This window comes from Streptomyces bacillaris, from assembly GCF_003268675.1.
GTDB lineage: Bacteria > Actinomycetota > Actinomycetes > Streptomycetales > Streptomycetaceae > Streptomyces > Streptomyces bacillaris.
On the sequence record NZ_CP029378.1, the window covers coordinates 6,212,209 to 6,232,700 of the forward strand.

At 73.4% G+C, this 20,492-nt stretch carries 19 protein-coding genes; 11 read left to right on the forward strand and 8 right to left on the reverse strand.

All coding sequences use genetic code 11. From position 1 onward, the window contains the following. The first annotated feature begins 52 nt into the window (after window positions 1-52). The 4 genes from DJ476_RS26990 (at window position 53) to DJ476_RS27005 (ending at window position 4,198) form a co-directional block, all read left to right on the forward strand. Window positions 53-664 carry a TetR/AcrR family transcriptional regulator gene (locus tag DJ476_RS26990; RefSeq protein WP_053561636.1) on the forward strand — a complete coding sequence of 204 codons (612 nt, stop codon included), beginning with the start codon at window positions 53-55 and terminating at the stop codon, window positions 662-664. A 47-nt stretch (window positions 665-711) separates the two neighbouring features. Beyond that, complete coding sequence (locus DJ476_RS26995) at window positions 712-1,869, forward strand: acetyl-CoA C-acetyltransferase (RefSeq protein WP_112491750.1); 1,158 nt, start codon at window positions 712-714, stop codon at window positions 1,867-1,869. A 253-nt stretch (window positions 1,870-2,122) separates the two neighbouring features. After that, on the forward strand, window positions 2,123-2,326 hold the full coding sequence (locus tag DJ476_RS27000; protein ID WP_006123767.1) for a cold-shock protein: 204 nt from the start codon (window positions 2,123-2,125) through the stop codon (window positions 2,324-2,326). A gap of 186 nt (window positions 2,327-2,512) precedes the next feature. After that, a complete protein-coding gene (locus tag DJ476_RS27005) occupies window positions 2,513-4,198 on the forward strand; it encodes a DEAD/DEAH box helicase (RefSeq protein WP_112491751.1) in 1,686 nt (561 codons plus the stop codon). A gap of 90 nt (window positions 4,199-4,288) precedes the next feature. Here the strand turns inward: DJ476_RS27005 and DJ476_RS27010 are convergent, their stop codons facing one another. The 4 genes from DJ476_RS27010 to DJ476_RS27025 are packed head-to-tail and all read right to left on the reverse strand — an operon-like array spanning window position 4,289 to window position 7,829. Then, window positions 4,289-5,401: an NAD(P)H-dependent flavin oxidoreductase gene (locus tag DJ476_RS27010; protein ID WP_103421414.1), complete on the reverse strand. Its 1,113-nt coding sequence runs from the start codon at window positions 5,399-5,401 to the stop codon at window positions 4,289-4,291. Further along, window positions 5,401-6,186, reverse strand: a complete 786-nt coding sequence (locus tag DJ476_RS27015; protein ID WP_381246186.1) for a CoA-transferase subunit beta — start codon at window positions 6,184-6,186, stop codon at window positions 5,401-5,403. Before DJ476_RS27015 ends, DJ476_RS27010 begins: the two co-directional genes overlap by 1 nt. Next, window positions 6,183-7,073: a CoA transferase subunit A gene (locus DJ476_RS27020; RefSeq protein WP_112491752.1), complete on the reverse strand. Its 891-nt coding sequence runs from the start codon at window positions 7,071-7,073 to the stop codon at window positions 6,183-6,185. Before DJ476_RS27020 ends, DJ476_RS27015 begins: the two co-directional genes overlap by 4 nt. Window positions 7,074-7,076: 3 nt before the next feature. After that, on the reverse strand, window positions 7,077-7,829 hold the full coding sequence (locus DJ476_RS27025) for an enoyl-CoA hydratase family protein (RefSeq protein ID WP_112491753.1): 753 nt from the start codon (window positions 7,827-7,829) through the stop codon (window positions 7,077-7,079). Window positions 7,830-7,944: 115 nt separating this feature from the next. Here DJ476_RS27025 and DJ476_RS27030 point away from each other — a divergent pair, with 115 nt between their 5' ends. The 3 genes from DJ476_RS27030 to DJ476_RS27040 all read left to right on the forward strand — a co-directional run bounded on the left by DJ476_RS27030 (window position 7,945) and on the right by DJ476_RS27040 (window position 10,385). After that, window positions 7,945-8,871 (forward strand): SDR family oxidoreductase, encoded by a 927-nt coding sequence (locus tag DJ476_RS27030; RefSeq protein WP_112491754.1) that lies wholly within the window; start codon window positions 7,945-7,947, stop codon window positions 8,869-8,871. A gap of 99 nt (window positions 8,872-8,970) precedes the next feature. Further along, window positions 8,971-9,333, forward strand: a complete 363-nt coding sequence (locus DJ476_RS35820; protein ID WP_318294804.1) for a VOC family protein — start codon at window positions 8,971-8,973, stop codon at window positions 9,331-9,333. Window positions 9,334-9,785: 452 nt separating this feature from the next. Beyond that, window positions 9,786-10,385: a GNAT family N-acetyltransferase gene (locus tag DJ476_RS27040; protein WP_103421432.1), complete on the forward strand. Its 600-nt coding sequence runs from the start codon at window positions 9,786-9,788 to the stop codon at window positions 10,383-10,385. Here the strand turns inward: DJ476_RS27040 and DJ476_RS27045 are convergent. Together DJ476_RS27045 and DJ476_RS27050 are read right to left on the reverse strand one after the other, a co-directional pair. Further along, window positions 10,348-11,196: an ankyrin repeat domain-containing protein gene (locus DJ476_RS27045; RefSeq protein ID WP_112491755.1), complete on the reverse strand. Its 849-nt coding sequence runs from the start codon at window positions 11,194-11,196 to the stop codon at window positions 10,348-10,350. The two genes, DJ476_RS27040 and DJ476_RS27045, sit on opposite strands and share 38 nt — an antisense overlap. Before the next feature lie 30 nt (window positions 11,197-11,226). Beyond that, the gene (locus DJ476_RS27050; protein WP_112491756.1) at window positions 11,227-12,129 is read right to left on the reverse strand and encodes a hypothetical protein; all 903 of its coding nucleotides are present in this window, start codon (window positions 12,127-12,129) and stop codon (window positions 11,227-11,229) included. A 301-nt stretch (window positions 12,130-12,430) separates the two neighbouring features. Here DJ476_RS27050 and DJ476_RS27055 point away from each other — a divergent pair, with 301 nt between their 5' ends. Beyond that, window positions 12,431-13,210 carry a S1 family peptidase gene (locus tag DJ476_RS27055; RefSeq protein WP_070203143.1) on the forward strand — a complete coding sequence of 260 codons (780 nt, stop codon included), beginning with the start codon at window positions 12,431-12,433 and terminating at the stop codon, window positions 13,208-13,210. A gap of 97 nt (window positions 13,211-13,307) precedes the next feature. Here the strand turns inward: DJ476_RS27055 and DJ476_RS27060 are convergent, their stop codons facing one another. After that, window positions 13,308-15,212, reverse strand: a complete 1,905-nt coding sequence (locus DJ476_RS27060; protein WP_112491757.1) for a glycoside hydrolase family 35 protein — start codon at window positions 15,210-15,212, stop codon at window positions 13,308-13,310. A gap of 213 nt (window positions 15,213-15,425) precedes the next feature. Here DJ476_RS27060 and DJ476_RS27065 point away from each other — a divergent pair, with 213 nt between their 5' ends. After that, on the forward strand, window positions 15,426-16,310 hold the full coding sequence (locus DJ476_RS27065; RefSeq protein ID WP_103421407.1) for a helix-turn-helix domain-containing protein: 885 nt from the start codon (window positions 15,426-15,428) through the stop codon (window positions 16,308-16,310). 25 nt (window positions 16,311-16,335) lie between these two features. Beyond that, entirely contained in the window at window positions 16,336-16,707 is a 372-nt protein-coding gene (locus tag DJ476_RS27070) for a chorismate mutase (protein WP_103421406.1), read from the forward strand. A gap of 11 nt (window positions 16,708-16,718) precedes the next feature. On the opposite strand, the gene DJ476_RS27075 is transcribed toward DJ476_RS27070, so the two are convergent. Next, window positions 16,719-17,570, reverse strand: a complete 852-nt coding sequence (locus tag DJ476_RS27075; protein ID WP_318294805.1) for an MIP/aquaporin family protein — start codon at window positions 17,568-17,570, stop codon at window positions 16,719-16,721. Window positions 17,571-17,812: 242 nt separating this feature from the next. Between DJ476_RS27075 and pepN the strand changes: the two genes are divergently transcribed. Then, window positions 17,813-20,389: an aminopeptidase N gene (gene pepN, locus DJ476_RS27080; RefSeq protein WP_103421405.1), complete on the forward strand. Its 2,577-nt coding sequence runs from the start codon at window positions 17,813-17,815 to the stop codon at window positions 20,387-20,389. Window positions 20,390-20,492: the final 103 nt, after the last annotated feature.

The following is a 20,492-nucleotide window of genomic DNA, read 5'->3' on the forward strand; positions in this document are numbered from 1 at the left end:
ACCGGGCGGTGAGGCTGCGTGGGGATACGGGCCGCGGGCGGACAATGGCGGGGTGCCTACCAAGAAGAAGCCCCAGGTGACCCCCACCCCCGAACGGCGCCGCGAACTCCTCGCCACCGCCGCCGAGGTCTTCGCCGCCCAGGGATACAACGCCACCACCGTCCGCCGCATCGCGGACGAGGCGGGGATGCTCGCCGGCAGCCTGTACTACCACTTCGATTCCAAGGAATCGATGATCGACGAGATCCTCTCCACCTTCCTCGACGAACTCTGGCAGGGGTACGACGCCGTCCTGGCCGCCGGGCTCGGCCCCCGCGAGACCATCGAGGCACTGGTCACCGAGTCCTTCCGGGAGATCGACCGGCACCGACCCGCCGTCGCGATCTACCAGAAGGAGTCCCGGCACCTCGCCACCCAGCCCCGCTTCGCCTACCTCGCCGACTCACAGGTCAGGTTCGAGAAGGCCTGGCTCTCCACCCTGGAACGCGGCGTCGCCGACGGCACGTTCCGCGACGACCTGGACATCCGCCTCACGTACCGCTTCGTCCGTGACACCGTCTGGGTCGCGGCCTCCTGGTACCGGCCCGGCGGACACCACAGCCCCGAGGAGATCGCCCGCCAGTACCTGTCGATGGTGCTGGACGGGATCGCCCTGCGCACCTAGCCCCCCACCTCTTGCAGTCACCTCTCGATGACCGAGGAGCAGCAGCCATGGCCGAGGCCTACATCGTCGAAGCGGTACGGACACCCGTCGGACGGCGCAAGGGAGGCCTCGGGGCCGTCCACCCCGCCGACCTCGGCGCCCATGTGCTCAAGGAGCTGATCGCCCGCGCGGGCGTCGACCCGGCCGCCGTGGAGGACGTCGTCCTCGGCTGCCTGGACACCGTCGGACCGCAGGCCGGGGACATCGCCCGTACGGCATGGCTGGCTGCCGGGCTCCCCGAGGAGGTGCCCGGCGTCACCGTCGACCGGCAGTGCGGCTCCTCCCAGCAGGCCCTGCACTTCGCGGCCCAGGGCGTCCTCTCCGGCACCCAGGACCTGGTGGTGGCGGGCGGGGTCCAGAGCATGACCCAGATCCCCATCGCCTTCGCCTCCCGCCAGGCCGCCGAACCCCTCGGCCTCACCGAGGGCCCGTACGCGGGCAGCGAGGGGTGGCGCGCCCGGTACGGCGACGCGCCCGTCAACCAGTTCCACGGGGCCCAGCTCATCGCGGAGAAGTGGGGGATCGGCCGCCGGGACATGGAGGAGTTCGCCCTCACCTCCCACCGCCGGGCGGTCCGCGCCATCGACGAGGGCCGCTTCGCCCGCGAGACCGTCGCGTACGGGGACGTCACCGTGGACGAGGGGCCGCGCCGCGACACCACCCTGGAGAAGATGGCCGCGCTCAGCCCCGTCCTGCCCGGCGGCACGATCACCGCCGCCTGCTCCTCCCAGGTCTCCGACGGGGCGGCCGCCCTGCTCATCGCCTCCGAGCGGGCCGTCGCGGACCACGGCCTCACCCCGCGCGCCCGCGTCCACCACCTCTCCGTACGCGGCGAGGACCCGATCCGCATGCTCTCCGCCCCGATCCCCGCCACCGCGTACGCCCTGAAGAAGACGGGCCTCACCCTCGACGCCATCGACCTCGTCGAGATCAACGAGGCCTTCGCGCCGGTCGTCCTCGCCTGGCTGAAGGAGACCGGGGCCGACCCGGAGCGCGTCAACGTCAACGGCGGGGCCATCGCGCTGGGTCACCCGCTGGGTGCGACCGGCGCCAAGCTGATGACCACGCTCCTGCACGAGCTGGAGCGCACCGGGGGCCGCTACGGGCTCCAGACCATGTGCGAGGGCGGCGGCCAGGCCAACGTCACCATCGTCGAACGCCTGTGAACCGTCCGGACCGGCCGAACCGTCGGACACGGTTGCGGGGGCACGTGTCCTGGCTCACGTGCGTTCCCGGGCGGACGTGCTAGAGTCTTCCCGTTGCAGTTTTGGTACCCATGAACATTATGTGCGCCTGACGGGAATGCTTCGTCAGGCGCTTTATTGTTTCCGGCTTTCTCCGGATGGGGCTCAATGCGGCGACTTGGAATCCACGAAGTGTGGATTTCCGGCACTGCACCTCTCTGTTAGGAGAAATGACATGGCTACTGGAACCGTGAAGTGGTTCAACTCGGAAAAGGGCTTCGGCTTCATCGAGCAGGACGGCGGCGGCGCCGACGTCTTCGCCCACTACTCCAACATCAACGCCTCCGGCTTCCGTGAGCTGCAGGAGGGCCAGAAGGTCTCCTTCGACGTCACGCAGGGCCAGAAGGGCCCGCAGGCGGAGAACATCGTCCCGGCCTGATCGCCGCGACGCGTACCTCGCGACCGGGGCCCGCACCGTGAAGGTGCGGGCCCCGGTTTGTGCTGTCCGAGCGGACAAGCCGTCTTATGCGCACATCCTGGGGGCGCACCAAGGACGGCCGGACCGGCACAGAGCAGTGAACCCATTCGGCAGTTGCCCAGGAATCCCCCAGGAGGGCAATTCCGTATGACCCGCTCAGAACGCCAGGACCGCACCCCTCGCACCGAACGCCAGAGCCGAGCTCCGCGCGCCGAAGGCCAGGGCCGGGCCTCCCGTACCGAAGGCCAGGACCGCACCCCTCGCGGGGAACGTCAGGACCGGGCTCCGCGCTCCCGCCCGGCCCGCGGCCAGGGCGGTCAGGGCGGTCAGGGCTCCGCACGGGGCGGCGCGAACCGTGCCAAGGCCCCGGCCCGCCGCAAGCCCGCCGCCGCACCGCCCGCCGAGTTCACCCTGCCGGAGACGGTGACCCCGGCGCTGCCCTCCGTCGACGCCTTCGCCGACCTGGACATGCCGGCCGCGCTGCTGAAGACCCTCGCCGCGCAGGGCGTCACCGAGCCGTTCCCGATCCAGGGCGCGACCCTGCCCAACTCGCTGGCCGGCCGGGACATCCTCGGCCGGGGCCGCACCGGCTCCGGCAAGACCCTCGCCTTCGGCCTGGCGCTGCTGGCCCGTACCGCCGGTCGCCGCAGCGAGCCGCGCGCCCCGCTCGCCATGGTCCTCGTCCCCACCCGCGAGCTGGCCCAGCAGGTCACCGACGCGCTGACCCCGTACGCGACCGCCGTGAACCTGCGGCTCGCCACCGTCGTCGGCGGCATGTCGATCACCAAGCAGTCCGCCACCCTGCGGCGCGGTGCCGAAGTCCTCGTCGCCACCCCGGGCCGGCTCAAGGACCTCATCGAGCGCGGCGACTGCCGGCTGGACGAGGTCGCCATCACCGTCCTCGACGAGGCCGACCAGATGGCCGACATGGGCTTCATGCCGCAGGTCGTCGCCCTGCTCAAGCAGGTCGAGCCGGACGGCCAGCGCATGCTGTTCTCCGCGACCCTCGACAAGAACATCGACCGGCTCGTCAAGATGTTCCTCACCGACCCGGTCGTCCACTCCGTCGACCCCTCCGCCGGTGCGGTCACCACGATGGAGCACCACGTGCTCCACGTCCTGGACGAGACGGACAAGAAGGCCGTCGCCACGAAGATCGCCGCCCGGGACGGCCGCGTGATCATGTTCGTCGACACCAAGCGCGCCGCCGACCGGTTCGCCAAGCGGCTGCTGGCCAGCGGGGTACGGGCGGCCGCCCTGCACGGCGGGCGCTCCCAGCCGCAGCGCAACCGGACCCTGGACCAGTTCAAGAACGGCCAGGTCACCGCGCTCGTCGCGACGAACGTGGCGGCCCGGGGCATCCACGTCGACGACCTGGACCTGGTCGTCAACGTGGACCCGCCCACCGATCACAAGGACTACCTCCACCGGGGCGGCCGTACGGCCCGTGCCGGGGAGTCCGGCAGCGTCGTCACGCTGGTCCTGCCCGACGAGAAGCGCGAGATGACCCGGCTGATGCAGGACGCGGGCATCGCGCCCCGCACCACACGGGTCACCTCCAGCGACGCCGAACTGTCCCGGATCACGGGGGCGCGGGAGCCGTCGGGCGTCGCGGTCGTCATCGAGGTGCCGCAGCCGACCCCGCCGAAGGCCCCGAAGCAGCGGACCCGCTCGGGCGGTTCGGCCGGCTCCGGCGCCGCGCCCCGCTCCGGGAGCCGGGGGCGGGGTCGGCGGGGGGCCGGGGCTGGTGGCGCCGGTGCCGCCGGGGGCGGCGCCGGTCGTACCGGTGCGGCGCGCTCCGGTGCTCCGGCCCGGGGCCGCCGGGCGGCGTAGGAAGCTTTTCAGCCCGTCCGGCGTTTGAGGACACCGCCGGTAGGCGGCAACCGGGGCGGCCCTTCGGGGCTCTGCCCCGAGCCCCGGTCCTCAAACGCCGGACGGGCTGGGTGGTGGCCCGGACGGGCCGGGTGGTACGCCGGGCGGGCCGAGCGTGGGGTACCGGCCCACCACCGCACACACCCCCTCCGCCTCCGCCACGATCCGCCCCACCAGCTCCGCCACACTCGGCAGATCCTCGATCAGGGCCGCCACCTGGCCCGACGCCATGACGCCCGCATCCGTACGGCCGTCCACCATCGCCGCCCTCAGCAGCATCGGCGTGTTCGCCGCCAGCAGCACCTGGCTCCAGGTCAGGGACTTGCCGTGCCGCAGCGCCAGCCCGTCCCGCACCATGCGCGGCCGGCTCAGTCCGGAGATCCGGCGGAAGCGGGACGCCCGGCGCACCGCCTGGTACAGGGCCCGCACCCGTCCCGCCCCCTCCAGCGCCGCCACCATCTCCGTACGGAGCATCCGGTGCGGGAGCCCGTCCACCGCCGTCGTCAGGGTGATGTCCTTGGCGGTGGCCGCCAGATAGCGGGCCTTCACCGCGTCCGGCACCGTCGAGTCCGAGGTCAGCAGGAACCGGGTGCCCATCGCGACGCCCGCCGCCCCGTACGCCAGCGCCGCCACCAGCCCCCGCCCGTCGTGGAACCCGCCCGCCGCCACCACCGGGATGTCCACCGCGTCGACCACCTGCGGCAGCAGCACCGTCGTCGCCACGTCCCCCGTGTGGCCGCCGCCCTCGCCGCCCTGCACGATCACCGCGTCCGCGCCCCACGCCGCCACCTTCTCCGCGTGGCGCCGGGCCCCCACCGACGGGACGACCACCACCCCCGCGTCCTTCAGCTCCGCGATCAGCTCCCTCGACGGGGCGAGCGCGAACGACGCCACCCGGACACCCTCCTCCACGATGATCCGCACCCGCTCCCGCGCGTCCCCGGCGTCCGCGCGGAGGTTCACGCCGAACGGCGCGTCGGTGCGCGACCTCACCTCCCGTACGGCGCAACGCAGTTGGTCCGGCGTCATCGTCGCGGAGGCCAGGATGCCGAGCGCGCCCGCCCGCGCCGTCGCGGTGACCAGACGGGGGCCGGAGACCCAGCCCATGCCCGTCTGCACGATCGGGTGGCGGACGCCGACGAGGTCGGTCAGCGCCGTACGCATCAGACCCGCACCTCGCGGTCACGGGTGCCCGACGGGTCGATGACCTCGCGGATCAGGCGCAGTTCGGCCGGAGTCGGGGTCCGCGTGTACGGGACGTCGGCGGGTACGGTGAGGGCGAAGCCGGTCGCCTCGCGGACCCGGTCCACCGTGACGCCGGGGTGGACCGAGACCAGCCGCATCGAGCGGTCCGGGGTACCGAAGTCGAACACCCCCAGATCGCTCACGACTTGGGGGATACGGTGGAAGCGGGTCGCGGACGGGCCCGCCGCCCGCGCGTTGTCGTGACCGACCCCGCACACCATGTCGACCCGCTCCACGAAGACCCGGGGCGAGTGCCGGGGGACCCAGTAACTCACCGGGTTGTTCAGTGTGTTGACGGGTGCGCCCCGGACGCCCAGCAGTTGGCGGGCGGGCTGCTCCCACCCCCCGATGCAGGAGATGTTCTGGTTGCCGAACCGGTCGAGCTGGCTCGCGCCCATCATCACGTGCCGCCGCCCGCCGGTGACCAGTGCGAGGTGTCTGCGGTAGGGGAGCCACCCCTCCACCTCGCCGTCCGGGCCGACGAGCAGCGCCTCGCCGTCCGTGAGCAGCAGTTCGGGGGCGAACGTCAGCCGGGCCAGCCGCGCCCCCACGGACGGGACCGCGCCCATCGGGCTCGCCAGCACCTCGCCGTTTCCGCGCCAGGCCTCCGCGCACGCGATCACGCAGTACTCGGCGCGCGTGGCGTCCGCAGCGGTGGAGCCTTCGGTGGTGATCCCCTCGGCAGGGCCTTCGGCCGCGTTCACTTCTGCTCCTCGTGCCAGGCGTCGACCGCGCGCCGGTAGCTCGACTCGTCGCCGTCCGGGGGCAGGAAGCGCGCCCGGAACCCGGCCCAGGCCACCGGATCCGCCGCCGCTGCCGCGTACATCCTCTGGAACGCCTCGTCGCGCGGGCGGTCGGGGACGGCCGAGGTGAAGTGCGCCCCGCCGGGGGCCTCCACGACCCCGGTGACGGAGTGCCGCTGGACCAGGAGCGTCTGCGGTGCGGCGCCGCCCTTCGTCAACTCCGCCGGCTCCACCAGGCGTTCGCAGGAGAGGTACGCCGTGTCCGCCGCCTCGCAGAACAGATCGTCGAAGTACGGGTCGGGGCCCAGATACTGCCCGTTGCCCCGCCGGTCCGCCCGGTCCAGATGGACCAGGGCCGCGTCCATCCGCAGGGCCGGCATCGCGACGAACTCCTCGCCGTCCTCGTACGGTGAAGTCACCGTGCGCAGCGTGGGGTTGACCCGCATGACGTCGGAGCCGAGCCCCGCCCGCACCGGCAGGAACGGCAGCCGGTTGGCCGCCGCGTGCAGCCCCCACATGAACATCGCCTCGTCGATCTCCGTCAGCGCGAACGCCCCGCGCTGCCGAGCCGCCCGGTAGTGCGGCTCCAGCGGGATCGAGTCGAGCGTCACGAACGCCGTCACCAGCCGGGCGATCCGGCCCTCGGCAGCCAACAGCCCGACATCCGGGCCGCCGTAGGAGATCACCGTCAGATCGGTGACGGGGGAGCGGAGCAACGCCCGTACCAGGGCCATCGGTTTGCGGCGCGATCCCCAGCCGCCGATGCCGACCGTCATGCCGCTCTCCAGCCGGGCGGCGACCTCATCGGGGGTCATGGTCTTGTCGCGGACGGCGGGCCGATCGGTCATCTCTCAGGCCTCCTTGCCGAAGCCGGCCCGGACCCGGTCGGCCGTCCCGCTCAGGCTCGCCTCGTAGGTGAACCCCTGCTCGAAGCGGTAGCTGCGCCGTACGTCGACGGGATCGATGCCGTTGAGCGCGGCCTTCGCCAGCCGCAGCAGACCCCCGTCCTTGCGGGCGATCTCCGCCGCCAACTCCACTGCCTCGTCCAGCAGTTCGGATGTCGGGACCACCCTCCAGACCGACCCGTGGGCGAGGAGTTCCGCGGCGGTCACCGTGCGCGCGGTGTAGTACAGCGTCCGCATCAGATGCTGCGGCACCAGCCGGGCCAGATGGGTCGCCGCCCCCAGCGCGCCCCGGTCCAGCTCCGGCAGCCCGAAGACCGCGTCCTCGCCCGCCACGATCGCGTCGGCGTTCCCGGCGAGGCCGACCCCGCCGCCGAGGCAGAACCCCTGCACGGCGGCGATCACCGGGACCTCGCACGCGTACACCGCCTCGAACGCCTCCGCACAGGCCCGGTTGACGCCGATCAGGGCCGTGTTCCCCGGGTCGCGCTGCAACTCCTTGATGTCGACACCGGCGTTGAAGCCGCGCCCGGCCGCCGCCAGGACGACACAGCGCACCTCCGGGTCGCGGCCCGCCGCCCGTACGGCTTCGGCCAGGTCGTACCAACCCTGTACGGGGAGGGCGTTGACGGGCGGATGGTCGACGGTGACGATGCGGACGCCCTCGGCGCCGGTGGCCGGATGTGCGGTGGAGACAGTCATCGGAGGATCAGCTACCTTTCCACCAAACATTTGTTAGGTGGACGGTAGCAGTCGCGCCTCCAGTCGCCAATCCCACATCCGGCCGCCAACCAGGCCCATTCGTACGGGAGATGAGATGACCCCACCCACCACCGGACGGCTCTGCGCGGGCCGCGTCGTCGCCGTCACCGGCGCCGGACGCGGCCTCGGCCGGGCCCACGCACTCGCCTTCGCCGCCGAGGGCGCCCGGGTCGTCGTCAACGACCTCGGCGTCGGGCCCGGCGGCGACGGCACCTCCGCCGGACCCGCCCGCCGGGTCGTCGAGGAGATCGCGGCGGCGGGCGGCGAAGCGGTCGTCCACGACGGGGACATCGCCACCACCGAGGGCGCCGCCTCCCTCGTCACCACCACGCTGGACGCCTTCGGCAGGCTCGACACCCTGGTCAACAACGCGGGCTTCCTGCGCGACCGGATGCTGGTCAACCTGGACGAGGACGACTGGGACGCGGTGATGCGCGTCCATCTCAAGGGCCATTTCCTGCCGTTGAAGCACGCGGCGGCCCACTGGCGGTCCGAGGCCAAGGCGGGCCGCCCGCCCGTCGCCCGGGTGATCAACACCAGCTCCGGCGCCGGACTCCTCGGCAGCGTCGGCCAGGGCAACTACGCGGCGGCCAAGGCCGGAATCGTCGCCCTCACCCTGGTCGCCGCCGCCGAGTTGGGCCGGTACGGAGTCCACGTCAACGCCCTCGCCCCGACCGCCCGGACCCGGATGACCGAGCAGACCTTCGCCGCGGCCATGGCGGCCCCGGGGGAGGGGGAGTTCGACGCGATGGCCCCCGAGAACGTCTCGCCCCTCGTCGTCTGGCTCGGCTCCACCGCCAGCGACGGCGTGACCGGCCGCGTCTTCGAGGCCGAGGCGGGCCGCATCACCGTCATGGAGGGCTGGCGCCCCGGCCCCACCGACGACCGGGGCGCCCGCAGATCCCCGGCCGAGGCGGGGGAGACCGTACGCCGCCTGCTCGCGGAGGCACGGGCGCCGGAGCGGGTGTACGGGGCGTCGTAGCCCTCGTACGCCCGCTGTCCTGTGGGGTGCCGCAGGTTATTCGCTTGCGCGGGCGTGCGGGCGCCCGGTATCCAGCACAGGACACCCGAGGAGCGCACGATGACGTGGCACGACCCCGGCCCCGGCGCCGGCCCCGCCCCCCTGAACGAGTTCTGCTGGATGGACCTCAAGACCCACGACCCCTCCGGCGCCGCCGCCTTCTTCTCCTCGGTGCTCGGCTGGGACTTCGCCGTGGACGAGGAGGACTGGCGCAAGGCCGTCATGATCTCCGCCGGGCGCCACCGCATCGGCGGCGTGAGCGACCTCGCGCAGCCGGTCTACCCCCGGGGACCCCCGCCCACATCGCCTGCTACCTGGCGGTCGACGACGTGGACGCCCGCACGGCTGTGGCGGCGGAGAACGGGGCGCAGATCGTCGTTCCGCCGTTCGACGCGGGGGATCGGGGGCGCATCGCCACACTGATCGACCCGGTGGGCGCCGCCTTCTCCCTCTGGCGGCCGCAGGGGTTCCCAGGGTGGCCGGTGCCGTCCCCGTACGAGGCCGGAGCCCTTCCCCATCACGCGGTCCTGGCCTGCGAAGACCCCGAGCGGGCCGAACACTTCTACGCGGTGACAGTCGGGGCCCCGCTCGCCCGGGCCGCTTTCCGCAAGGCATCCATCGCCACCCCGCCGCGGTGGGAACCGGTCGTCGCCGTGGCCGATCCGGAAGGTGTCGCCGCCCGGGCCTGTGCCCACGGAGGGGAGTTCATCCCCGACGCCGAGGGCCCGGCGCGGCTGCGGAGCCCGGAGGGACTGACCTTCCGTGTCCAGGCCGCCCATGGCGCCGAGGCCGTGGAGGCCGCTCAGGCCGCTCAAGGTGCTCGGTCCGCCCAGTCCGACCAGGCCGCAGGGGCCGCCCGGGGCACCCAGGCAGCACTGGCCACCCGGACCTCATCCGCCGCCCGCACCTCCCCCGTCTTCCTGGAGACCGACCGCCTCCGCCTGCGCCCCTTCACGGCCGCCGATGCCCCTCACCTGCTAGCCCTCGACAACGACCCCGAGGTCATGCGGTACATCAACGGCGGCCGCCCCGTCGGCGCCGACGACATCCGGGAGAGGTCCCTGCCCCGGCTCCTCCACGACCACCCGTGCACCGGGACCCGGGGGTTCTGGGCGGCGGAGGAGAAGGCCACCGGCACCTTCCTCGGCTGGTTCGAGCTGCGGCCCCTGGCCGACCACGACCCCGCCGTCGTCGAGCTGGGCTACCGCCTCAACCGGGCTTCCTGGGGCCGTGGTTACGCCACCGAGGGCGCCAGGGCCCTGATCCGCAAGGGGTTCACCGACCTCGGGGCCGAGCGCGTGACCGCCAACACCATGGCCGTCAACGCGGCCTCCCGGCGGGTGATGGAGAAGGCCGGTCTCACCTTCCTCCGCGCCTACACCGACGAGTGGCCCGACGCCATCGAGGGCTCGGAGCACGGAGAGGTGGAGTACGTCCTCACTCGTGAGGAGTGGGGGAACCGCCGCCCGGCGTAGCACCTGGGGCACCTGAAGCACCCGGGGCACCCGAGGCGTCTGCGGCACCCCGGGCGCCCGGAGCGCCCTCCAGCAGCGCCGCGATCTCCGCGTGCCCCGTGTGCAGGTCCGCCCCCGCCGCCGGTACCCCGTCCCGCAGCAGCTCCACGGTCACCGTCTCCTCGCCGTCGACCTGGTCGCGGCGGACCATCGCGTCGAGCCCGGGGCCGTACGCCTCCTCCAGCCGCCGCAGCAGCTCCCGCTCCACGTCCACCCCGGCCAGCCGCCGCGCCTCGGCAAGGGCCGCGCCCACCACTGCCTCCTGGCCCGCGGCCCCCGCCCCGTACGCCAGCAGCGCCCGCACCGTCCGCGGCGAACCGCGCTGCGCGCCCAGGACCAGCATCGGCTCCCCCTGCGGACCGGGCAGCAGCGGGTCCGCGCCCCCGGCGAGCAGCGCCTCCACCGTCGCGGCGCGGCCCAGCCCCACCGCCCAGCGCAGCGCCGTGAACCCGAACTCCTCGCGCAGATCCGGCCGCGCTCCGGCCGACAGCAGTGCCCGCACCACCTCGGTGTGGCCGCCGCACGCCGCCCCGCAGAGCGGCAGGTCGCTCCCCTCGGGGCCGCTCGCCCGGTCGGGGGCGGCCCCGGCCGCCAGCAGCAGCCGTACCGCCCCCGGCCGGTCGTGGACCGCCGCCAGATAGAGCGCCGTCGTGCCCTCCTCGTCGCTCGACTCGGCCCGCGCACCGGCGCGCAGGGCCCGTACGACAGCGTCGTCGTCCTCGTACAGCGCGTCGAACAGGCTTGGTTCGTCCCTGATCGGCTCGTTCGTCATGCTTCGACCCTACGGTGGCCGAAACCATGCCTACGTGTCGCACTCCAGCCGGGTCCGGCACAGCCCGCACCGGGCCGTGACCCGGCCCCGGACGGGGAGCCGGATGCGCTGGTGGCAGGTGGGGCACGGGAAGGAGACCCGCAGCTCCGTGCCACCGGTCTCGAAGGCGTACGGAACAGTCGGGTCCGCGACCGTGCCGGGGTGGTCCTGGGCGTACCGCCGGTCCTTCGCGTACCGCCGCCGTCCCGCCCAGCCGGCCGCCGTCAGCGGGGGCCTGCGCAGATCGTGCAGCGCCTGCGCCCGGCCCTTGGTGTAGGCGGTGTACGCCTGCGGGCTGGTGAACCAGGGCGAGGGGTCCTCGTCGAAGACCAGCGCCCGCTTGGCCAGGACGTACCCGAACTCCTCCGGGGTGAGGTAGCCCAGCTTCTGCCGGGAGACGGCGTCCTCCCGGAAGGCGTCCAGCAGCAGCCACCCCGCGCCGAGGTACGCGGTCACCGTGTCGGTCAGGATCTCGTTGGCGCGGGTGCCGGGGAACTCCAGGCCGAGTCGGTGCAGCAGGACATGGGTGATCTCGTGTGCGAGCGCCGCGCCGATGTCCCTGCGGTGGGTGCGGAACCGGTCGTTCAGCTCGATGAAGTACTCGGGGCCCGCCGCCAGTTCCACGCTCGCCGCGTGCTCCATCGTGCGGAAGCCGACGACCATGCGGGCGTCGGGGAGGCGCAGGTGCTGGACCAGGGCCCGGGCCACCCGCTGGGCGCCGAGATGGAGATCGTCCGTGTCGGAGAAGGCGGCGTCGGCGGGGACGAGGCTGGTGCCGTAGGTGTGGACGCCGTCGGGGGAGAGCCGCCGGTAGAGCGCGGTGATCGCGGACCGGACCGTGTCGAGATGCGGGAAGCCGTGGACGACCGGTGTGCCCGGACTGCCGTTGCCCACGTCCGTACCCCCATCCGCACCCTGCGCGGAACCCCCGCCCGCGACGGACCTCCACTGTAGGCGGGGGGACATCGCGCGCGGGGGAGACGCGACCGCCCGCCGGGAGGAGGCGACCGCCTGCCGGAGGAAGCGACCGCCCGCCGGGGGAGGGAAGTGGTCGCCCGTGAACCTGGCCGAAAAGTGCGCCTTGTGGCGGCGGTCACCGGCTCCCGATAATCGGATCACCTTGACGGGTGCATGACGAATGCCGGTGTGTCCCGTCCTGGTTCCCACAGCAACCCCCCACGAAAGCAGGCAAACCGTGAAGCAGCTTCTGCGTGCGCTGAAGAGATGTTCCGTCGTCGTCGCCACCGTCGCGATCGCCGTCGTCGGCCTCCAGCCCGTCACCGCCTCGGCCGCCCCCAACCCCGTCGTCGGCGGAACCCGTGCCGCCCAGGGCGAGTTCCCCTTCATGGTCCGGCTCTCCATGGGCTGCGGCGGCTCCCTCTACGCCAAGGACATCGTCCTCACCGCCGCCCACTGCGTGAACGGATCGGGCAACAACACCTCGATCACCGCCACCGGAGGCGTCGTCGACCTCCAGTCGCCCAACGCCGTCAAGGTCCGCTCGACCAAGGTCCTGCGCGCCCCCGGCTACAACGGCAGCGGCAAGGACTGGGCGCTGATCAAGCTCGCCCAGCCCATCAACCAGCCCACCCTCAAGATCGCCACCACCACCGCGTACAACCAGGGCACCTTCACCGTCGCCGGCTGGGGCGCCAACCGCGAGGGCGGCAGCCAGCAGCGCTACCTGCTCAAGGCCAACGTCCCGTTCGTCTCGGACGCCGCCTGCCGCGCCGCCTACGGCAACGAGCTGATCGCCAACGAGGAGATCTGCGCCGGCTACCCCGACACGGGCGGCATCGACACCTGCCAGGGTGACTCCGGCGGCCCGATGTTCCGCAAGGACAACGCCAACGAGTGGGTCCAGGTCGGCATCGTCAGCTGGGGTTACGGCTGCGCCCGGCCCGGCTACCCCGGCGTCTACGCCGAGGTCTCGACCTTCGCCTCCGCCATCGCCTCGGCAGCCGCCACACTCTGACCCCGGTACCGGCCCCCGCGCCGGAACCGGTGAGTGACCGTCACGGCTGAACCACCCCGGGAGCGCCCGAGCACCCCACGGGCGCTCCCGGTCCGGGTCAGGGAGTGGCGCTTCGTACAGGTGTTCCCGGCCCCAGCTCCACCCATGCCTCCCCCGCACCCTCCAGCTCCAGCACCCACAGCTCGTTCACCCCGTCGGCGCCCCGACGCAGCACCGGCCCCGGTACGTACAGCGTCTCCTGCGGGCCCGCCGACCAGTACCGACCCAGGCAGAAGCCGTTCACCCAGACGAAGCCGCGCGTCCAGCCGGGCAGCCGCAGCCCCGCGTGGTCCACGCCCTCCGGCCCGCCGATGGTGAACGTTCCCCGGAACAGGCCGGTCGCTCCTGCCCCTTCCGGTACCGGCCCGAACGGCACCCCCGCTACCGCGCCCGCCTCCTCGAAGGCGTCCAGCCGCAGCCCCCGGGCCCGTACGCCGTGCAGATACTGGCGCTCGTGCAGTACCCCGCCCGTGATCCCCTTCGGCTCACCCAGGCGCGGCCCGTAGTTGACCCGGCCCAGCGACTCCACCCACAGCTTCACCTCCGCCGGACCCGCCACCGGCTCGGCCAGCGTGGGGCGCTCCTCGGTCAGCACTCCCGCCCGGATCCCGTCCACGTACACCACGGCCCGGTCCCGCAACCCGGCGGCGGTCAGCGGGTACGGGATGCGCGGCCCCGGCACCGATACCCGGTAGCGCACCAGCCCCCGGCCCACCCCCAGCTCCTCGAAGGTCGGAGCCACCCCCGACTCCGGCCGCTCCGGTCCCTCCAGACCTTCCGGACCCGACGGCTCCTCAACTCCGTCCGACCCCTCCAGGCTCTCCGGCCCCTCCAGGCCCTCGGGCCCCGACGGCCCCTCCGGATTGCCCAGCGCCTCCAGTACGTCGTCGAGCCCGGCCCACCCGTCCAGCTCCACCCGCACCGGCGGCCCGGCCAACCCCCTCGGCTCCGGCGGCAGCGCGGGCAACGGGCCCTCCGCGTAGGCCTCCAGCACCTTCCGGAACAGGTGGAACTTCTCCGTGGCCCGCCCGTACTCGTCGACCGGCGCGTCGTAGTCGTACGACGTCACCGTCGGCTGGAACTCCCCGTCCTGCACCGGGCCGCCCCGGTTCGCCCCCGCCCACCCCGCGAAGTTCGTCCCGCCGTGAGCCATGTAGATGTTCACCGACGCCCCGCACTCCAGGACCTCCCGCAGCGCCTCGGCCGCCTCCCCCGGATCCCGTACGACCGGCTCCGCACCCCAGTGGTCGAACCAGCCGCACCAGAACTCCATGCACATCAGCGGCCCCTCCGGCTGATGGCGGCGCAGGACGTCGAACCCCTCCCGCGCGCCCGAGCCGAAGTTCGCCGTGGCCAGCAGACCGGGCACCGAGCCGCCCGTCAGCATGTGGTCCTCCGGCCCGTCCGACGTGAACAGCGGAACCGACACCCCGCACTCCCGCAACAGCCCCGCCAGCCACTCCAGATACACGGCGTCCGAGCCGTAACTCCCGTACTCGTTCTCCGCCTGGACCAGGATCACCGGACCGCCCCGGCCGATCTCCCGCTCGACGACCTGCGGCAGCAGCTCCCGGAACCACCGCTCCACCGCCGCCCGGTACCCGGCGTCCCGGGTCCGCACCCGCCGCCCGAACCGGCCCGTCACCCAGACCGGCAGCCCGCCGTTCTCCCACTCGGCACAGATGTACGGACCCGGGCGCACGATCGCCCACAGCCCGGCCTCCCGGACCGCGTCCAGGAACCGGCCGAGCGCCCCCACGTCGCGGTAGACGCCCTCGCGCTCCTCGTGCAGATTCCACGGGACGTACGTCTCGACGCAGTTCAGCCCCATCGCCGCCAGCATCGCCAGCCGGTGGCCCCACTGCTCCTCGTGCACCCGGAAGTAGTGCAGGGCACCCGACAGCAGCCGTACGGGCCTCCCGTCGAGCCGGAAGTGGTCGTCCCCCACGGTGAACTCGGACATCGTGTACGTACGCTCCTGTGCTCGGCCCCGCCCGGCGGCCCCCGGGCGGATTGGTCCGACCACTTTCACCCCTGGCGCACGCCCGGTCCATGGACAAAGATCGCTGCTGATTGGACGCAACGGACGCGACGGATGTCAGAAGCGTGGACGCCGTGGACGCCGTGGACGCCACGGAAGCGACGGACGCAGGGCCCCGGGAAGGAGCAGCGCACCATGCCGAGCTACCACACCTGGATGCGGTTCTTCACCCCCAGCCCGCTCCACCACCGCCTCGGCCTCGTCTGCCTCGGCGTCGGCCTCCAGCACGGCGCGCTGCCCCCGGTCGGCCCCCGCACCCTGGACCACCACGTCGCCGTGATCGTCAACTCCGGCACCGGCTGGTTCGGCACCCCCGACGGACGCCGCACCCCCGTCACCGGCCCCACCCTCATCTGGCTCACCCCCGGCACCCCCCACCACTACGGCGCCGACCCCCACACCGGCTGGGACGAGAGCTTCGTCGACTTCACCGGCCCCGCCACCGCCACCTACACCGAGCTGGGCTGCATCGAACCCGACCGCCCTCTCGTCCCCCTCTCCGACACCGCAGCCCCCCGCGCCGCCGTCGGCCGCATCGTGCGCGCCGCCCGCCGCGGCAACCCGCTGCTGGAGGTCGAGACCGCGGCCGCCGTCCACGAACTCCTGGTCTCCCTGCGCCGCGCCCGCGCCGACCTCGGCCCCGACGGCGACCCGGTCCTCCAGGCCCTCGCCCGTGACGCCTACCAGCCGCTCACCGTCGCCGAGCATGCCGCCAAGCACGGCATGACCCCCGCCGAACTCCGCACCGCCGTACGGCGCGGCGCCGGGTGCAGCCCCAAGGACTACCTGCTCACCATCCGCCTCGGCCGCGCCAAGGAACTCCTCGCCGCCACCGACCTCCCGGTGGCCGCCGTCGCCCGCCGCGTCGGCTACGACGACCCCGCCTACTTCTCCCGCCTCTTCGCCCGCCGCGTCGGCACCGCCCCCGTCCGCTTCCGCGAGCAGCAGGGGCGGAGCGTCCCCGGCGGCTGGAGCGACCGGGTGCCCGACCCCGACGACCCGCCGATGATCGGGCCGTGAGCGCGGACGTCTAAGCTCGCTGACCATGAGTACGAGCGAGAACGACGCGCCCGCGTCCCAGCTGATCGACCCGGCCGTCCAGGCGGAGCTGAACCGGCTGCGCGAGTCCATCGACAACATCGACGCCGCCGTCGTCCATATGCTCGCCGAGCGCTTCAAGGCCACCCAGCAGGTCGGCCGCCTGAAGGCCGACCACCAGCTGCCGCCCGCCGACCCGGCCCGCGAGACCCGCCAGATCACCCGGCTGCGGCAGCTCGCTCAGAGCGCCAACCTGGACCCGGCGTTCGCCGAGAAGCTGCTGAACTTCATCATCGCGGAGGTCATCCGCCACCACGAGCGCATCGCGGAGGAGGCGGGAGGCACCACGGCTTCCGGGGCCCAGGCTTCCGGGTCCTAGGTTTCCCGGGCCTAGGTTTCCCGGGGGCTGACAGGCCGGTCACCGAGCCTCGCGTCCAGCTGTCCGCCCAGCTGTCTGTCCAGCCTCCGCCCCAGCACCGCCCCGGCCACCGCCCCCAGCACCGGCCCGGCCACGTACGCCCACAGCAGCGGCCCAGTTCCCCCGGCCTCCCAGGCCAGGAGCGCCGGGCCGAACTGCCGGGCCGGGTTGGCCGATCCGCCGGTCAGCGGGCCCAGCAGGGCGATCACGAGCGCGGTGACCAGCCCGACGGCGTACGGGAGGAGCCTCCGGCCCACCGGACGCGCCAGGAGCCCCGCGACCATCAGCGCCGACGCGGCGAGCGCCCCGGCCTCGGCCGCCACCACCGCCTCCTCGCCCCACCCGGGCCCCGGCCGCACCGCCGCGTACCCGACCGGCGGCCGGGCCACCACGGGCCCCCACACCACCGCCGCGAGCCAGGTCCCCGCCACCGAGCCGCCCAACTGCGCCAGCCAGTACGGCAGCACGTCCCGCCCCGGGAACACCCCGAGCCGCCACAGGGCCAGGGTGACCGCCGGATTCAGGTGCGCGCCCGAGCGGCGGCCGGGCGCGGAGAGCATGAGCACGGCGAGGAGCGCTCCCACGCCCGTCCCGAGCACGGCGAACGCCGCCCCGCCGCCCCCGTACCCGTCCGGCGCGAAGAGCCACCGCACCCCGGTCACGACACCCAGGAGCAGCACGGCGGTCAGCCCGAACTCGCAGCAGACCCGGAGCACCAGGGAGGGTGAGGCGGAAGGGAAGGGAGAAGCGGCAGAGGAAGGCGGGACAGAAGATGCCTCGCCGGGGAGACGGGCGGCGGCATCGGGCGCAGGCGTGAGCGTCATGAGGACGTCCTCGGTACGAGAAAGGGTGCTGCGCCGAGGAGATGGTAAGCGGCACCGGCCCCCACGGATACACCTCCTCCGCACCGGCCCCAGGCGTACACCGTCTCCGCACCGCCCCAGGGGGTGCACAGCCCCCTGCGTACACCGGCTCACCCCACCCCTTCCTGGGGCAGGCCCCCCTTCGCGTACGCCCAGGGAGAACCCCCCTGCCCCCGCCGCACCCCGTACGGCAGCATGGGCCCATGTCCGTACTGACGCGCGACGAAGCGCAGACCCGAGCCCAGATCATCGACGTGGAGCGGTACACGATCGCCCTCGACCTCACCACCGGCGAGGAGACCTTCGACTCCCGTGCCGCGATCCGGTTCACCGCCCGCACGGCCGGTGACACCTTCGTCGAGATCAAGCCCGCCACCCTGCGCTCGGTCACCCTGGACGGACAGCCCCTGGACCCCGCCCTCCTGGACGGGAACCGCTTCCCCCTCACCGGCCTCACCCCCGGTACCCACGAACTGCACGTCGACGCCGCGATGGGCTACTCGCGCACCGGCGAGGGCATGCACCGCTTCACCGACCCGGCCGACGGCGAGACGTACCTCTACACCCAGCTGTTCATGGAGGACGTCCAGCGCGTCTTCGCCGCCTTCGACCAGCCGGACCTGAAGTCCGTCTTCGCCATCGACGTCACCGCCCCCGAAGGCTGGACCGTCCTCGGCAACGGCATCGCCACACGTCAGGACGGCGGGCGCTGGACCATCGCGCCCACCCCCCTCATCTCCACCTATCTCGTCGCCGTCGCCGCGGGCCCCTGGCACTCGGTCACCACCCGGCACGCCGGGCTCCCCTTCGGCCTGCACTGCCGGCGCTCCCTCGCCCCCTATCTGGACGCCGACGCGGACGAGATCCTCGCCATCACCCGCGCCTGTTACGACCGGTACCACGAGAAGTTCGACGAGCCCTACCCGTTCGACTCCTACGACCAGGCCTTCGTGCCCGAGTTCAACGCGGGCGCCATGGAGAACCCCGGACTGGTCACCTTCCGCGACGAGTTCATCTACCGCTCCGCCGTCACCGACACCGAGCGCCAGACCCGCGCGATGGTCGTCGCCCACGAGATGGCCCACATGTGGTTCGGGGACCTCGTGACGCTCAGCTGGTGGGACGACATCTGGCTGAACGAGTCCTTCGCGGAGTACATGGGCTACCAGACCCTCACGGAGATCGCCCTTCCCCACGCCCTCCGCTCCGTCCGGGCGGGGGAGACCCCCTTCCCCGACACCTGGGTCGACTTCGGCGTCGCCCGCAAGGGCTGGGGCTACGACGCCGACCAGCGCCCCTCCACCCACCCGGTCGCCCCCGACCCGGACGCCGTCCCCGACACCGCCTCCGCCCTCCTCAACTTCGACGGCATCAGCTACGCGAAGGGCGCCTCGGCACTCCGCCAGCTCGTCGCCTGGCTCGGGGAGAAGGACTTCCTCGCCGGGATCAACACCCACTTCGCCCGGCACAAGTTCGGCAACGCCACCCTCGCCGACTTCATCGACAACCTGGCCTCCGCCACCGACCGGGACGTCCACGCCTGGGCCGGGCAGTGGCTGCGCACCACGGGCGTCGACACCCTCACCGCCCGGGTCACCGAACCCACCGCACCCGCCGGGGGAGGCCAGTCCTGGGCCCTCACCGTCGAGCGCGACGGCAGCCGCCCCCACCGCATCGCCGTCGCCACCTTCGACCACGCCCTCAACACCCAGGCGGGCCCCGGCCACCTCGCCCCCCGCGACCGCTTCGAGATCGACGTGCCGGGCGCGGAGGACGACGGCACGGCCTCCACCGTCCGGCCCGGCCGCCGCCCCGCCCTCGTCGTCCTCAACGACGGCGACCTCACCTACGCCAAGATCCGCCTGGACGCCGCCTCCTGGGAGACCGCCCTCGGCCACCTCTCCGCCATCCCCGACCCCCTGACCAGGGCCGTCATCTGGAACGCCGCCCGCGACACGGTCCGCGACGGCGAGCTGGACCCGGCGCGCTATCTCACCGCCGCCCGCACCCACCTCCCGTACGAGAGCGACCTCGCCCTCGTCCAGGGCGTCCTCTCCTTCGCCGACGGCCAGATCGCCGCCCGCTACGTCACCCCCGAGGCCCGCCCCGCCGCGCTCGCCACCCTCACCAGCCTCTGCCGCGACCTGATCCGCCGCACCGAGGACGGCTCCCACCCGGGGCTGCGCCTCATCGCCGTACGCCACTTCATCGACGCCGCCACCCAGCCCGACACCCTCCAGAGCTGGCTGGCCGACGGCACCGTCCACGGCGGACCCGAACTCGACCCCGAGCTGCGCTGGCGCATCCTCACCCGACTCGCCGCCCTCGGCGCCACCGACGAGACCGCCATCGCCGCCGAGCTGGCCGCCGACCCCAGCGCCACCGGCCGGGAGGGCGCCGCCCGCTGCCGGGCCGCCCTGCCCACGCCGGAGGCCAAGGCGGCCGCCTGGCAGGCCATGTTCAGCGACGACACCCTGTCCAACTACCTGTTCACCGCCACCGCCCAGGGGTTCTGGCAGCCCGGCCAGGACGAGCTGCTCGCCCCGTACGTGGACCGCTTCTACCCCGACGCCACCGCGCTCGCCGCCCGCCGGGGCCCGGCCATCGCGGAGGCCGCCGGGCGGTACGCCTTCCCCGCGTACGCCATCGACACCGACAGCCTCGCCACCGGCACCCGGGCCCTCAAGGACCCGGCCCTCATCCCGGCCCTGCGCCGCAAGCTCGTCGACCAGCTGGACGACCTCCGCCGCGCCCTGGCTGTACGGACGACGGAGCACTGAGCCTGTCGGCCCCTTCCCCCGGCCTCGGCACCGGCACCGGGCTCTGGCTCCGGTGCCGAGGGGGAGGGACGAGGGACGGCGGGTGCGCGGCAACAGCCGTCAC

What these genes read in the sequence shown, in the direction of transcription:
- DJ476_RS26995 (WP_112491750.1), top strand. Translation starts at nt 712, where the DNA reads ATGGCCGAGGCCTACATCGTCGAAGCGGTACGGACACCCGTCGGACGG.
- DJ476_RS27000 (WP_006123767.1), top strand. Translation starts at nt 2,123, where the DNA reads ATGGCTACTGGAACCGTGAAGTGGTTCAACTCGGAAAAGGGCTTCGGC.
- DJ476_RS27005 (WP_112491751.1), top strand. Translation starts at nt 2,513, where the DNA reads ATGACCCGCTCAGAACGCCAGGACCGCACCCCTCGCACCGAACGCCAG.
- DJ476_RS27010 (WP_103421414.1), bottom strand. Translation starts at nt 5,401, where the DNA reads ATGCGTACGGCGCTGACCGACCTCGTCGGCGTCCGCCACCCGATCGTG.
- DJ476_RS27020 (WP_112491752.1), bottom strand. Translation starts at nt 7,073, where the DNA reads ATGACCGATCGGCCCGCCGTCCGCGACAAGACCATGACCCCCGATGAG.
- DJ476_RS27025 (WP_112491753.1), bottom strand. Translation starts at nt 7,829, where the DNA reads ATGACTGTCTCCACCGCACATCCGGCCACCGGCGCCGAGGGCGTCCGC.
- DJ476_RS27030 (WP_112491754.1), top strand. Translation starts at nt 7,945, where the DNA reads ATGACCCCACCCACCACCGGACGGCTCTGCGCGGGCCGCGTCGTCGCC.
- DJ476_RS35820 (WP_318294804.1), top strand. Translation starts at nt 8,971, where the DNA reads ATGACGTGGCACGACCCCGGCCCCGGCGCCGGCCCCGCCCCCCTGAAC.
- DJ476_RS27045 (WP_112491755.1), bottom strand. Translation starts at nt 11,196, where the DNA reads ATGACGAACGAGCCGATCAGGGACGAACCAAGCCTGTTCGACGCGCTG.
- DJ476_RS27060 (WP_112491757.1), bottom strand. Translation starts at nt 15,212, where the DNA reads ATGTCCGAGTTCACCGTGGGGGACGACCACTTCCGGCTCGACGGGAGG.
- DJ476_RS27065 (WP_103421407.1), top strand. Translation starts at nt 15,426, where the DNA reads ATGCCGAGCTACCACACCTGGATGCGGTTCTTCACCCCCAGCCCGCTC.
- DJ476_RS27070 (WP_103421406.1), top strand. Translation starts at nt 16,336, where the DNA reads ATGAGTACGAGCGAGAACGACGCGCCCGCGTCCCAGCTGATCGACCCG.
- DJ476_RS27075 (WP_318294805.1), bottom strand. Translation starts at nt 17,570, where the DNA reads ATGACGCTCACGCCTGCGCCCGATGCCGCCGCCCGTCTCCCCGGCGAG.
- pepN (WP_103421405.1), top strand. Translation starts at nt 17,813, where the DNA reads ATGTCCGTACTGACGCGCGACGAAGCGCAGACCCGAGCCCAGATCATC.